The 14,728-nt window shown below is 42.5% G+C and carries 13 protein-coding genes and 1 tRNA gene; 5 read left to right on the forward strand and 9 right to left on the reverse strand.

The window, feature by feature from the left end; translation table 11 throughout:
- The 8 genes from phrB to yejK all read right to left on the reverse strand — a co-directional run bounded on the left by phrB (nt 1) and on the right by yejK (nt 7,609).
- A complete protein-coding gene (gene phrB / locus K0I62_RS12325; RefSeq protein WP_220068418.1) occupies nt 1-1,422 on the reverse strand; it encodes a deoxyribodipyrimidine photo-lyase in 1,422 nt (473 codons plus the stop codon).
- The gene (locus K0I62_RS12330) at nt 1,419-2,366 is read right to left on the reverse strand and encodes a YbgA family protein (protein WP_220068419.1); all 948 of its coding nucleotides are present in this window, start codon (nt 2,364-2,366) and stop codon (nt 1,419-1,421) included. Before K0I62_RS12330 ends, phrB begins: the two co-directional genes overlap by 4 nt.
- 50 nt (nt 2,367-2,416) lie before the next feature.
- On the reverse strand, nt 2,417-3,160 hold the full coding sequence (locus K0I62_RS12335) for a ChrR family anti-sigma-E factor (RefSeq protein WP_220068420.1): 744 nt from the start codon (nt 3,158-3,160) through the stop codon (nt 2,417-2,419).
- A complete protein-coding gene (locus tag K0I62_RS12340; protein WP_220068421.1) occupies nt 3,153-3,791 on the reverse strand; it encodes a sigma-70 family RNA polymerase sigma factor in 639 nt (212 codons plus the stop codon). The genes K0I62_RS12335 and K0I62_RS12340 overlap by 8 nt, the downstream gene beginning before the upstream one ends.
- A 57-nt stretch (nt 3,792-3,848) precedes the next feature.
- Nucleotides 3,849-4,475 (reverse strand): LON peptidase substrate-binding domain-containing protein, encoded by a 627-nt coding sequence (locus K0I62_RS12345; RefSeq protein WP_220068422.1) that lies wholly within the window; start codon nt 4,473-4,475, stop codon nt 3,849-3,851.
- Nucleotides 4,476-4,610: 135 nt separating this feature from the next.
- On the reverse strand, nt 4,611-5,417 hold the full coding sequence (locus K0I62_RS12350) for a M23 family metallopeptidase (protein WP_258405151.1): 807 nt from the start codon (nt 5,415-5,417) through the stop codon (nt 4,611-4,613).
- 79 nt (nt 5,418-5,496) lie between these two features.
- Entirely contained in the window at nt 5,497-6,369 is an 873-nt protein-coding gene (locus K0I62_RS12355) for a 6-carboxytetrahydropterin synthase (RefSeq protein ID WP_220068423.1), read from the reverse strand.
- A gap of 208 nt (nt 6,370-6,577) precedes the next feature.
- Nucleotides 6,578-7,609: a nucleoid-associated protein YejK gene (yejK, locus tag K0I62_RS12360; protein ID WP_220068424.1), complete on the reverse strand. Its 1,032-nt coding sequence runs from the start codon at nt 7,607-7,609 to the stop codon at nt 6,578-6,580.
- 76 nt (nt 7,610-7,685) lie between these two features.
- On the opposite strand from yejK, the gene K0I62_RS12365 reads away from it, so the two are divergent.
- From K0I62_RS12365 to K0I62_RS12380, 4 genes are all read left to right on the forward strand, one after another.
- A complete protein-coding gene (locus K0I62_RS12365; RefSeq protein ID WP_220068425.1) occupies nt 7,686-7,901 on the forward strand; it encodes a YejL family protein in 216 nt (71 codons plus the stop codon).
- A gap of 112 nt (nt 7,902-8,013) precedes the next feature.
- A complete protein-coding gene (locus tag K0I62_RS12370; protein WP_220068426.1) occupies nt 8,014-9,798 on the forward strand; it encodes a DUF3413 domain-containing protein in 1,785 nt (594 codons plus the stop codon).
- A 137-nt stretch (nt 9,799-9,935) separates the two neighbouring features.
- A tRNA-Pro gene (locus K0I62_RS12375) sits at nt 9,936-10,012 on the forward strand.
- Between the two features lie 396 nt (nt 10,013-10,408).
- Nucleotides 10,409-12,565 carry a sensor domain-containing diguanylate cyclase gene (locus K0I62_RS12380; RefSeq protein ID WP_220068427.1) on the forward strand — a complete coding sequence of 719 codons (2,157 nt, stop codon included), beginning with the start codon at nt 10,409-10,411 and terminating at the stop codon, nt 12,563-12,565.
- Between the two features lie 88 nt (nt 12,566-12,653).
- Here K0I62_RS12380 and K0I62_RS12385 read toward each other — a convergent pair whose 3' ends face one another.
- Nucleotides 12,654-14,135 (reverse strand): alpha/beta hydrolase, encoded by a 1,482-nt coding sequence (locus K0I62_RS12385; protein WP_220068428.1) that lies wholly within the window; start codon nt 14,133-14,135, stop codon nt 12,654-12,656.
- A gap of 99 nt (nt 14,136-14,234) precedes the next feature.
- On the opposite strand from K0I62_RS12385, the gene K0I62_RS12390 reads away from it, so the two are divergent.
- Nucleotides 14,235-14,690 carry a DUF6942 family protein gene (locus K0I62_RS12390; protein WP_258404994.1) on the forward strand — a complete coding sequence of 152 codons (456 nt, stop codon included), beginning with the start codon at nt 14,235-14,237 and terminating at the stop codon, nt 14,688-14,690.
- Nucleotides 14,691-14,728: the final 38 nt, after the last annotated feature.

Genomic DNA, 14,728 nt, shown 5'->3' on the forward strand with positions numbered 1-14,728 from the left:
CTAATACGATTGATAAAAATCTAACGCCCTCAAACGTGCAGCCTTATGGTCGACTATTGGCTTGCAGTAATCAGTTTCAATACCATGTTTATTAAAATAATCATGGGGAAAATGAATCTGTTTATCCGGCACGTTTTCAAGCTCTGGTAAATACTTACGAATGAAAACGCCTTGAGGATCAAATTTTTGGCTCTGAGTTATCGGATTAAATATTCGAAAATAGGGCTGTGCATCACATCCTGTACTCGCGGCCCATTGCCAACCCCCATTATTAGCACTGAAATCACCATCAATAAGATGCTGCATAAAGAAGCGCTCCCCCTTGCGCCAATCGACAAGCAGATGTTTGGTCAGAAAGCTGGCCACAATCATACGTAATCGATTATGCATCCAGCCTGTGTGCAACAGCTGTTTCATCGCGGCATCGACAATAGGATAACCGGTTCGACCTTCACACCATGCTTTAAAGTCTTCGTCACTGCCCCGCCACTGCGCCAATTGATATTTAACCTGAAAACTTTCGCCTTTAATTAAATTGGGGTAGTGAAACAGCAAATGCTTATAAAAATCTCGCCAAATTAGCTCATTTAACCAAGAAAACGCACCATGAGCCTGATCATAAATCACCTCGGGTTGCGCTTGAATAAGTTGAACCGCAAGCCAACGAGGGCTTATGGCTCCTATCGCCAAATAGGGAGACAAACCTGATGTGCCCTTGATACTCGGGATATCACGAGTATTGGCATAATCAAGTAACTTTTGTTGCCAAAATTTAGGGATAACAAGCTCCATGACTCGGTCACTTTCAGGCCATGCAGATGAGTCTACTAGCGGATAATCGAAAATAATGTCATCAATTTGGTCAACCTCTTGAACTCGCTCGAAACGCTCTGCAGTATGGTGGTCAATGACAACGCCAGGCGTTGGAACACATGCAATGCCAACCTCCTGAACCCGTTTTAGCCACGCTTTTTTAAAAGGGGTAAAAACCTTGAACATTGTCCCTTGCTGATTCAGCACAGTGCCTGGCGGTAAAATGCTATCGCACTGAAATAGTTTCAGTTCGATGTTGCGACGAGCAATATGATTATCACGTTCGACTTCATCAAGCTCTGGCTCGGTATTGGCAAAAACGGTATTGATATTATGGGCTTGGCAAAAACTAAGCAAAACCTGTTGCTGGTCTGCAAAATCTGACGCCTGTAAATGCACAAACTCGATACCTAAGGCATCGAGTTGTTTGGCCAACAACCGCAAATGTCTCCTGATCAAATCCGCCTTGATAGGGGCTAAATCATGTTGTTGCCACTGCGATGGCGTTGAGATGAAAACTGCGGTTTTAACGCCTTGGGCAATAGCCTCAACCAAGGCGGGATTATCATGGACTCTTACATCACGACGGATCCAATAAATACAACTCAATATCCGTACCTCAACCTTAACTCTTTGGGATGAGGATTAAGGTACACTTGATCCTCCAAATAGGCGTTTGGGTATTCAATCAAGTAATGCTTAATCAAGGTCAAAGGCACTAACAGTGGCGATAAGCCTTGATGATAGGCGGCTATTTCGTCGGTCAGCTCTTTACGTTTGGCTTCATCAAGTTGACGCTTAAAGTATCCCTGAAGATGTTGCAAGGTATTGGTATGACTGCGTCGAGACGCTTTGTTTTTCAGCGCTTCCATCAAACCACTAATGTATTGATCGGCCATCTCTTCTAACGGCATATCGGCTCTGGCCAATAATTTTCCCAAAGCACGGTAACTTTCAACATGATGACTCATCACTAAATACTTGTGCGTGCTATGAAAAGTGATCAACTTATGTTTAGTGATACCTTCAGCTTTAAGGTCTAACCATTTTTGATAGGTAAATATTCGCGTAATAAAGTTTTCACGAATAACGGGATCATTTAAGCGACCATTTTCTTCACAAGGCAAAAGTGGATTTCCCTTCATCACTTGTTCAGCAAAAACACCAATGCCAGTCGATTCAGAGCCTTTGCCATGGTGATGATACACTTTGACACGCTCCATGCCGCAACTTGGACTTTTTGCGCAAAATACAAACCCTGATAAGTCACCGTATGATTTAGCCGCTTGCTCACCAAAACTCTTTAGCTTTTCGGTCACATCTCCGGTTCCATCGGGTCGAGAAACGGTGATTATATTGTCACGAATGATCTGTCTTATCGTTGGGCGAGGGACGGGTAACCCTATCGCCATTTCGGGGCATACAGGTTTGAATTCGGCAAATTCACTTAGCTGATCCACACAAAAATTCGACTTTTTATGGCCTCTATCATAGCGAACGGGTTCGCCCATGACACAAGCACTAATGCCAATCTTAAGTTTTTTCTTCATCATCCGCCCCCGCTTAATACTATCAATCAATAAAGGTGATCAATTGCTAAATACTAGTAGATAAAACGGCCAATTGGATTTAATAGTTGGCTCATACCTTGAGTAAAGTGAATCGCATCACTCGATACCGTTAGGCAAACACAGCCCTCTTTAGTCACTGGCTGATGGGTATGCTCTCCATCAAGCCACATAAAGTCACCCGCGCGATATGTGCCCATCTCATCTTCAAAGCTGCCTTGCAATAATAAGGTGATCTCAAAGCCCTTGTGGGTATGACATGGCACGCTGCCACCCTTGTCGATGTGAAGTAAACTCGCTCTCAGTTCCTCATCTTCTAACGCCAAACGAGCGCGAGACAGTTTACCTAGTCCCTGCCATTCTCTCAGCGCTATCGATTTGAGCGCTCGTGGCAACTTGATCCGCGTACCTGAGACCTCAATTTCGTTTACGGTATGCGCTAAGGCTGAATTAACCTGGGCTGGCTGCTCAGTAATCGCATCTATCATATTTGCAGCATCGATGCCGGTAATATGACTAACTGTCGCTGAATCAAAATCAAACGCCTTGAAAAACGTATCGTCTTCTATTGGGGTATCGCTTTGAAGTCCAGGTAGTGCTTCACCCATAAAGGTATCATCAAAAGCCTTCTGCGCAGCCTGTTCGGTCAGTAATTGAACCTCTGCACGGCACTGCTCACACAGCTCGACATGGCTCGCGACAATCACGGCGACTGATGCAGGAAGTTCGCCTGCAACAAAATTCGTTAATACACTTGATGTTGGATGATGCTTAATCATGATAGTCTTCCCCCATTTGCAACTTAAGCTTGGCCAGCGCTAATCTTAATCTCGATTTTATTGTGCCTATCGGCACACCTAACTGCTGAGCCAGTTGCTCTTGCGAAAGCTCTTGATAATAAACCCCTTTGACTACCGCCTGCTGCGCTTCTGGCAGCGAATTGACGTAATCTAACATCTGTTTTTCCATCAGATGATCACCAAAATTATCTTCTTCACCTTGCAATTCATCTTGAGCCATATCGATAGGCCAGATGTCATCACCAAGATTTTGTTCATTTTTGGCTTTTATTCGACGAAGAATATCGAAAGAGGCGTTACGCATCACCGTATAGACCCAAGTCGTTGCAGCGCCCTTATCTATGTTATACAGATGGGCTTTACGCCACACATTGGTCATGGTTTCTTGCACTAATTCGTTAGCTTGAGCATCACTTCCTAACTGCTTAATACCAAAACGCTTAATTTTAGGTGCAAAAAACTCAAACAGCTCAGTAAACGCCTGCTTGTCTCTTTGCTCTGCAACCAAGGTTAGCCAATGAGACAATTCGGCTGGCACCTGAGTCTCGATATTATTGGCGATAATCTTGCTCTCCCTCTTTGGGTAGCTTTTGCTCACTATTTGCTGCATCTCAAACCAACCATTGCTGAAGTATAGAAACCATTACGCAAGTCAGAAGCAAAAGGATCAATTTATATTTTCGTTTCCGAAAATAAATGTATGGAGAAACACCTTTAGCGAATCAAACATCGAAGGCTCAATGAACTTCTCCTTTTCATTCAAAGATAAAGGTAATATTTCTAAAAAGCGAGCACAGACCCAATCAAGATGATCAAATTTTGGGTTTGGATAAAGGTTTGCCAAAGCGACATTTTGCTCAAACAGTTTTTTCAGCAAACGTCCCATGTCAGATAAACCAGGCTCTACGGTAGCGACTGACCAAAACGGGCGATAATAACTGTCGGCCAAAAGTAATCTGTCGTCTCGATAACGCATGTTTTGAAGGTTAACTAAATTGAGCCCCTTAACATCAACCACTAAAATTCCACCTTCACCAGAATGGAAGTCGATAATTTCAACTCTCGTGCCCCATTTAGGCACATTGAACGCCAGGTTGCTGTCATAACGAGCGATGACAAAACCACCTCGGTCGCCAGCTTCGGCCACCATTGAAAGATAACACGGCTCAAAAATACGTAATCGCTGAATACCATCGGGTAAAATAAATAACGGCAAAGGAAATACCGCCATTTCCCGGGCAGCTTCTTGTGCTTGTATCTCATTCGTAGGCTTGTCTATCTGCTGTTCTATCACGGTATTTCTCTTATTGAAGCAATACCTGCTATACGTCAAACAGCCGTCATGGGATCACCAAAAACACGTTAAAAACCTAAGCTAGAAAATAAAAAAGCGACCTCTATGGTCGCTTAAAAAGATGGGTAAATCGCGTTATTTACCTAACACACTCGCCATTGAAGGGACGATAGTGACAGGGTCGAGTCGCATTTGATACCAGTTAACACGCCAATCTAAATGGGGGCCAGTCACCCTACCCGTGGCACCAACTTCGGCAATGGGTTGACCTTGCTTGATCTCGTCACCTTGCTTGACATACAGCTTACTTAAGTGCAAAAAGCTCGAACTCACCCCATAGCCATGATCGAGAACAATTGTCCCGCCAGAGTAAAACATATCAGGCACAGAGAGACTGATCACCCCATCTGCTGGCGCCACAACAACTGTGCCCGTTTTAGCCGCAACATCAACGCCATAATGCGGGTTACCTGGCTTACCATTATAAACACGTTGACTACCGTAGACCCCAGAGATGCGTCCCGTTAATGGCCAGATAAACGCTTGGGTAAACGCTTCACTCGCTGTGAATTGACTCCTAGCATCCTTGACCTGCTTACTGTCTTTGGCCGCTCTAGCCTGCGCCTTGGGGTCGGGTTTCATGATCTTTTTTGCGATCCCAGTGAGTTTGTCAATCTTGTACTCTTTTGCTTTGATCGTCAGTGGCTTAATTTGGGTCAGGCCATCGGGATAGATTAACTTTAACTCTTGGTGAAGTGCGCCATCGCGTTCAAAACCAAAAGCAAAGTGACCTTGTGGAGTCACTTTTATCGCATCTCCGTTAAGGTAAACTTCCGTTCCTGGCGTGGTCTGTGCACGAATTAACGCGCCCTGCTCCATCTTGCCCTGCAAGGTCACTTGTGCAACGGCTGTTCCACTTACCCCTATAGCACTTACGCCTATAGAGAGTGCACTAACTAATACAGCAAAATAGTTCAAAATATCTCCAAATTGATTTTATATTTAACGGTTTATTCAGACACTAACCTTTAACCGAAATCGCCCCTTTGCCCACTCCTTCATAGGCAATGACCTTAAATGTAGAGCCTGGTACCTCGCTCACTAAGGTGTTGGCAATAAACTCAGCAAGTAGTTCGACCGTGGTATCGTGGGGAATAATCTCACAGCGTTTTTTTGGCATTGCCAACTGAAAGTCACCTTGGGGCGCAACATAATGAAATCCGTAGTGGGTTTCATCTGTCACCGTGGTCTGCGGTGACAGTTCGAGTTCATCGACCTCAACAAGATCATCTTCAGAACCCAAATAAATATCTTTCCAACGACGGCTCCAATATTCATCCCATTGCGGTGCTGATACACCATTTTCAAACACATTTATTGGGCTTCGATGCCCGTGGGCGATCCGCTGACAATTACCATCATGTTTCTTAAGCCCATGAGAGTAATGATAAAAAGGTGTCTCATGTATCTCATTGCGCAGCGTTAAGGCAATACCATTTACATTATCAGGCAGCACCTCTTTCAAGGCTTTTTGCAAGAAGGCATTTACGCTTTCAAAATCGATAATTTCAGTAGGGATCAAGGCAAATGCTTGAGCAGGACACGCCAAATGTATATCGCCTTGAAGACTGTTAAAATCCATCCAGACACGATCGCCCTGTTGTTGCCACCTCACCTCTGAACATGCGGTCGGGATCAATAATCGATGATCGGCAACATCATCAATAGTATTTTTAATGGTACGTTTAACCTTAGCAAAATCGAGTACCATATTTTGATCGTCTAAACCACCATCGAGTAGTACATCGACGATCCAGCTTTCCCCTACCATGCCTCTGATCGGGCACAAGTATGAAAAATCGATAACGGTTAAATCTCTAACAAAAAGTTGCATTTAATCTCCTAGGCAGAAATACAGTCTGCCCTGTTTCGTCCCATCAGCAAACGGCCAACGGACATAATAGCTATCAACAGATGATTTCACATCATCTTCGACATTTTAGCAAGCGATGACAACCGAGGTAGTCAATTTAATTACAATAAAAAAACGCCCATAAATAGGCGTCTTCATTATATCGGGTCTATTCGAGTGAGCAGCTTGACTACTGACCACCTTTAAGACGACGATCTAATTGGTCTTTTAAGTTGGCAGGAACCCCTTTGATTAAGATGGAGTCCGAAATAGGATCATAAATCACCCGCTCACCAAGATGCTGACCATCGAAACTTAAGGTCACCCCACCGCCCGTTCCCGAAAACTTCTTCAACTGACGTAAGGTAGGCTTGTCACCTGGGAATTCATCTTCAAGCTCATACTCTCCCCCTTGAGCGAAATCATAAAAAGAGTCCATACCTGAATCGGCTAGTTCATCGGCCAGATCTTTTAGCTGAATATCAGCCCCGGTATCACAACGCTCAGCGCAATATTCAAATACCTTTTCACGACACTGCTGACGTTCATCTTTAGTCAGTTCGCTACTGGCAACAAAATCCTCAACCGCATTCATCAGCTGTTTGTTTTGTGCCTTGGTATTTACTCCCTCTACACATCCCATAAAATCGAGGAAAAAGTCGGCCACTTTACGACCCGCTCTCCCGCGAATAAACGAGATATATTTAAGTGAATCGGGATCGGCCTGCCACTCGGTTAAATCGATACGTGCGGCGAGTTGCACATTATTAAGATCTAGGTGGGTATTTTGCGATAGTTCCATATCATCAAGTACTGTCATCGACGACTTAGCATTGAGCAAGGATACATATAGATAGTCGCTCGTCATGTGGGTATAACATGACATTAATAAGAAACCGCCCTGACTAAAATCATACTTGGCTAACTCTTCCTGCAACAGCTTGCCAGCCAATGCTGAAAACTCGACGAAACCTAACTCACCGCTACGATACTCCGTTAGTGCATCCTTAAACTTTGGATTGGCTTCACCATCTTCTCCGTGAGTTCCGAAATGACCAAACCCTTTACCCGCTTTAGTGGTATAAGTCTGGTGCAGCTCTTCGAGCATAGTTTCTACGGCTTGGCTATTTAAAAGAGGCTGTGGACGTAATCTACAGCTCAATTGGCCTTCGCCATCTTGGGAAATAGCGTGAATAATTGCTTGTTCGACGTGAATACTCATAAGCCTCGATAGTGATAATGGTAGAAATCCGTTATTATATGCTGCTATTTCAAATTAAAGTGAAAAAATTTTAAATATGGCTATCCAATCAAAATATTCAAACACGCAAGTTGAATCAATTATTGCAGAACTACTTGCTGTGCTAGACAAACACCAAGCACCAACTGATTTAGGTTTAATGGTCCTTGGTAACTGCGTCACAGACTTGCTTATTCGTAAAGTGCCAGAAGAAGCTCGCACTCAAGTGGCTGAGCAGTTCGCCAAAGCGTTAACGCAATCGGTAAAAGGCTAACCTCTGCTACACTTTTACGACTAAAAATCCTGTTTTTATTCGTAAAAAACTAGCAAAGTCGGCTAAAAAAAATTTAAGATTAGATTTGTATTTCAACCTATAGCGGATCCCTATGATCGAGCGAAAAAAAGAGATGGGTCGTGATCGCGTATCACGCTTAGTCAGTTGGGGGCATTGGTTTGCCTTTTTCAATGGTTTCTTAGCTATGATTATCGGCGTCCGTTATATTGAGACGGTCGGTGCGCCAGAGAGTTGGCTCGGTTGGGGCTATTTAACGATAAGTACCTTGGGCCACTTCAGCTTTTTAGCATTTATTGTCTATTTGGTTGTGCTGTTTCCCATCAGTTTAATCTTGCCCTATTCAAAAATTCTCAGGGGATTGGCGGCGGTTGCCGCAACGTTCAGCCTGTGTATTTTATTATATGACACCATCATCTATGACGACTATGGGCTGCACCTGAGTCCATTCGTATTCGATATCGCTTGGGCTGATCTTAATAGCTTACTCCAAGGCACCTCTTATATTGTCACGCCTCTGGGGATTATTATTCTTGAGCTCACAGCGGCAAACTTTCTGTGGAAACGTATCGAAAAAATTCGTAAATCCAATTATGGCAACAAGGTGGTGATTTTCATCGGTATCTGTTTTGTCAGCAGCCACCTGATCCACATTTGGGCAGATGCGGCTGATGTAACAGAAATCACCCGATTAGATGACGCTTATCCCTTATCTTATCCTGCTACAGCGCGTTCCTTTATGGAACGTCATGGTATTGAAAAGGGAGAAATGGACCATAACGATACTCGCACACAACCTACGCTCAACTACCCTATTTCGCCGCTGCAATGTAGCGCTAATGATAAGGTCAACCTATTGCTAGTCACTGTTGATGGCTTTAGAACTGACATGGTCGATGAAATGACGATGCCATTTCTTTATCAATACGCGCGAAACAACCACCAATTTAGTCAACATCACAGTGGTGGCACCATACATGAAAGTGGCTTGTTTTCCCTGTTATACGGCCTTCAAGGAAGCTATATTGCAGCCAGTGATCTCAATTATCGCTCACCGGTATTAACTCAAGAGTTAAAACAGCAAGGATACGCCCTCGGATTGTTTGCGCCTAAAATGGAAAGCGTGGTTCCCAATGCGATTTACCAAGATTTAGAAGATCACACTCAAAGCGTGAATGAGAGTATTGCCGATGCAGATATCCGCAGCATAGAGACCTTCAAAACATGGCAAGCAGAGCAGGCCCAACCTTGGTTTGCATTAATAAATCTGCAAAGTCCAGATAGCTACGATACACCAATTGGTTTTCTTGGTATCGAGACCGTAAAACCCAAGCAAACGTTAAAGCCAGCACAGAAAGTACTATTTAATCAATATCGCCAATCGCTTAATTTTATTGATAAACAATTGCAGCAACTGTTAACTCAAGTGCCAGAAGAGACCTTTGTACTCATCACTGGCGTTAGCGGTAAAGTATTTACTAGCGATAACAACGAAGCCCGTACTAACATGTCACCAATGAATGTCAATGTGCCTTTAATCATCAACTGGCCAGGGCCTGCTAATGCAAAAAAGGTTAACTACCCAACCAGCCACTACGACATAGTGCCAACCTTGATGACACAACTTTTAAACTGTAATAACAAGGCAAAAGACTATAGTTCAGGCCAAAGTTTACTCCAGCCAAATTCCAATAGTTGGACCTATGTCGGTGACAATTTAGTCTTTGGTATTTATCAAGAAGATGAAATCACCGTGATTGACCGCCATGGTAAATATCGCATCTATGATAAAGATTACAGTAAAAGACTGCGCAAGAAGATCAGTGCGCCAGAGTTTATTCAAGTGATGCGAGAAGGACGAAGATTCTACAACCACTAAGGTATAGATCAACGTAACGTCTATAAACTAAGCAATTAGTCTCCGATAGCATGCGAAACACTTGCATAGCCCTATTTGAGTTGATAAAGTTCGGCCTGTCCTAACAGACCCCAGAGTTAAACTGTTATGGATAAAATCGGTATGTAGCGCAGCCCGGTAGCGCACTGTCATGGGGTGTCAGGGGTCGGAGGTTCGAATCCTCTCATACCGACCAAATTCTTAATCAAAAAAGCCTGTACTTCTTAATGAGTTACAGGCTTTTTTGTGTCTAATGATTTATTGTTGGTAATTCAAACATGGTCAAACTCTGGTCAAACCTACGACGAAAATCCGCATTAAATCTGGTGTCCTTTCGATTACTTTTTGTAATGATGTGGGCGTTGTAGATGCTAATCCACAACTCTTTGTAGTAGACCCCTGCATTCTCTGCAGATGCTTCTCTTCTAAAGGATTGAGAGGGACGTTTATTTTTAATAATTTACTTCTGCAATCCCAAAAGAGTGATAAGAAACATTTGGTTAGCATTTAGCTGTTGATTAGCATAAACTTTCAATAGCTATCAGCTTATCACTGGCTTCGGCTTCTTAAACATCAATTACAGCAAGGGATTATGCAATTGATTAATATTCGCCATTTGGCATTCGCATTCGCTTTAGGTATTTTAGGTTTACTGGTAAACCTCGTCCCGATTCAACTGTTTGGCAACCAGCAGTTGGTCATTGGTAACATGTTCTTTGTTATTGTCGCCATCTTTATTGGCCCTTGGTACGCCCTACTAACCGCACTTTTATGTACAACAGGTCTCTATATCGCATGGGACAGTTGGCATACGTTCTTATTATTTCCTCTCGAAGCACTTTGGTTGGGTTATGCTCGCCGCAAAGAGTTCTATTCACTTTATGCAGATATTGTGTACTGGAGCGTTGTCGGCATCCCACTATTTTATATTTACTTAAACCTACTGTCAGAATTACCAGACCATTATTTTACTTTTATTATTTTAAAACAGGGCATTAACGGTCTATTCTATACTGTATTAGCGTCAATCCTTGTCACACTGCTCCCTGTTCAATTTCATATAAAAGATAAGATAACCAATCAAAAACGTAAAAGCTTTAACCAACAGTTGACCTACACTTTCATCCAGATCCTAACTTTGGTCTTGCTAGTCTCAGCCCTTATTTTTAATAATCATTCTCTCGATCAACAGCAGTTAGCGGTAAAACATAGCCTTGAAGATTCAGCTAATCATCTAGGTAAAGCAACTCAGGCATTTATTGATGACCATTACCGCACCATAGATAATGCTGCTCGATGGCTCAGCTTTGGCTCAGACCAAAGTCAATGGCAAGGGCTACTATCAAAACTACATCAAAGTTACCCTAACTTTATCTCAATGCTTATTACTGATGACCAAGGACTCATAACAGCCGCAAGTCCCATTGATCGTTTAAACCGGTCAGATGGTAATAACAAAACCCTAAGTGTTATGAACAGACACTACTTCCAAGAAGCATTTTTCAATCAGCTTACTTTTATCTCTCCTGCATTTCTTGGGCGGGGATTTGGAAATGATCCAATAGTGGCTATCAGTGCACCACTTTATCAGGCGACAAATCAAATCAAACCCGTTGGCATACTAGAGGGTTCACTAAACTTGACCAAATTTGCACAAATTGATCATCGAGATAGGGGCTATGAGACTCGCTCAATTATCTTAGTCGATGAGAATAATTTAATAATCTACGCATCTGAATCTCTCAAAATGCAGCCATTAAAACCGCTACAATTCTCTATGAGTGGACTCAACTATAAAACCAAGTTGAAAATGATCAATTTTAATCATTTAGATAGCGAGAGTCCTGAGTATGCTTATTCTAAATACATACTAAATAATGGTTGGTCTCTGTACGTCGTGGTTCCCTTCTCTCCGTTATTAGCCCAAGTAGAACAGCAATACTTAATGACATTTACAGTATTACTTTTTTCATTTATTACCACAATATTACTCATCCAAGTGATCAGTGGCAGATTAACCACTCCACTTGAGGTGATAGCAACGAAGTTCAGCAGTGGGGATATGAATGGAAGTGAAAAACTGCTGCTCAATGACACAACGCCCAAAGAAATCTGCACACTATCTCGCAGTATTCAAAAGAGTAAATTGGAACTACTGAGTTACCAACTTGAACTGGAAGAAAAAGTAGCGTTACGAACCGTAGAATTAGAAAAAGCCAATATCCAATTACAAGCGTTAAGTGAAATGGATGAACTCACAGGCCTCTATAATAGACGCTATACAGAAACGCACTTTCCAACGCTACACGATATGTGTAAGCGTAACTGCTCTGCATTGGCATTTTGTATCGTCGATATTGACCACTTTAAACGAATTAATGACACCTATGGCCATCAAGCGGGTGATAAGGCATTAATCACACTGGCCAAATTAATGAAACAGTTCTTCAAGCGAGATACAGATATTATCTCTCGATATGGTGGTGAAGAGTTTTTGATAATCTTACCCCAGTGTAACGTTCTGCAAGTAGAAATTCACCTTAACCAATTTAGACAACTCATTGCCGATACTGAGATTGAGATGAATTCGACCGAAAGAGCTACGCTTACCGTCAGTATCGGAGCGGTAATTAGTAATGCCGGTGAATTCAATAACATAGATCACTGGTTTAAAATGGCAGATCTAAACCTCTATGAAGCCAAAGAAAGTGGCAGAAATAAAGTGATCAGTTCTCTGTTAGCTGAATAATTGGCAAATTTTAGCTGTCATGCTGAGAAAGTGATGTCAATTAATGGTATTTAGCTAAACCGCATTAATTAACATGTTGTTTTTTTAATTATTTACTAGATTGCTCTGCCTCAATATAATTTTCTATTCGCTTAATCATGTAGGGAAAAAAGGGATTCCATTTTTGGCGTAAGATTTCAGCTGCAGGTACGCCAAATACGCCGCGCTCACCACGAATGGCTGAAGCCCCAATATGAACTCTGTAATTAGGTTCCCCTTTGTTAGGCCCATATAGCTCATCGGATGCAGGAAAAGGCAGTGCTACATGAGATAGAGAGTAAACCTCTTTAGGCCATGCTAAAGAAAGTGGTTCATGCAGTGGCGTTTGATTCACTCTATATCGCACAGCCTCAACTTCCCGAGAGATTGCTGTCGTTTGTGCATTTATTTGCTGCTGATTTTGTACAAGCGTCAGCTCATATTGCATAAGTTCAGGCACAATTAACGGTTTTAGAGCATCCATAGGATCATCGACTATCAATGCCATATTGACATCCAGACGATTAATATCAAAAAGCACTAACTGATTATTTTTAACCGCTAGCCGCTGATACAGATCAATAATCACATCGGGGGTTGATACGGTGCTATCCGCTACCGATTGAAAAGTTAACACATCTGCAAGCTTAGCCACTTGGGTTTGTGAAAGCTTATCAAAAAGAGACTGATTTTGCTCTGCTAGTTGATAGACAACATCTCCAGCGTTGACAGCAAAAGAGTTGTATTTAAAGGGATCGTACTCAGTTTGAATCGCATTCCAACTCAGTTTATCTAAACCCAAAAATTGACCTAATTTATCTTGCCATTTCGCACCAGCCGCCACAGGTGTTAACCCTATTGCTGGCGATACAAAAATTAGCCCAGCGTAAGATGTACCTCTATTCTGACTCAAGGCTTCTAACTCGTGATTAAGCGCTAATGCCGCCCCAGTTGAAAAAGCGATAACGTAAAGCGGTTTTCCCCCGAGCTGTTTTTGCATATGTTCGGTGGCTAACGCGACGACTTCAGCCATCTCTTGCCAAGTAACATCAACAAGTCCAGAGGGTAAAGTGCCATGACCGGGTAAACGCAAACCTAACACATGCGCCTTTTGCTTGAAATGTTGAGCAAAATGAGACATGGAATAAGGCGCGTCAGACATGCCATGGATCAATAACAATCCAAATTCAGCCTGAGGAGACTGCCATTCAAAACTTCGATTCCAGTCAAACGACCACTTTTGCGGATCCGAGTAACTACCACGCACATAACGGTTAAGCGGCTGGTTAGTTACGCCTTGAGTTTGGCTAAACACCTTAGACTCAATTTCAGCGGACAGTTTATCCTCTAATGCTATATACTGTTTAAAATCAGTTAAATGCATATCATGATGATATTGAGAACTCAACTGCGTCGTATGCCAGATCGATAGATCTGGCCGCGCATTAAGAAACCAAATAGCGCCATAGAGTAACGCGACAATAATCCCTAGTGCACCATAGGTAATTGCCAATATCAGATGTTTACTTGAAGAAATAAGCAGTGTTTTCATCGACTAAGTATCATTGATTTCTGCAAAATAAGATTACTCATTAACATACACGCTTTTGGCCACTAAACTCTAGCTAAACCATAAAACGTCACCCAAATAATGATGAAAAAACTTGCACAAATTGGCCCCAAAAATGCGGATATCTGTTTTTATCTACCCAATCCCCCACGTCTACCTACAAATTGGCAAGCATCATCCAACTTAAATATTGAAGAGTTGATCACACTCAATGGTAATCATTGGCGAAAAATATTTGTCATCATGGCGAAAATCGTCTGCCCAACGAGTGACTGGCGGAGTTACCTTCCAAAGCTACTGCAACAAGATGAATCGATTCACTTTGGAAAAACCACGCTTTGTCCAAATGGCAAAATCCATATCGTCTGCGGTCAACAAAGTGCCCAAGCTTTATCACTTGATGTCTTAACGGAGCCTCAATCATTTCGATTGATAAACCAAGTCAACCAACAAATCTGTCTACTACCTTATCTCGACTATCGACAATGCCCTAATAGCACTATCGATGCACTACGCTGCGCGTTAGAAGCCCATTAAAAAGGCGCCTAGGGCGCCATTTATAAACGTTATCGTCA

It is taken from the genome of Shewanella psychrotolerans, from assembly GCF_019457595.1.
GTDB classification, from domain to species: Bacteria; Pseudomonadota; Gammaproteobacteria; order Enterobacterales; family Shewanellaceae; genus Shewanella; species Shewanella psychrotolerans.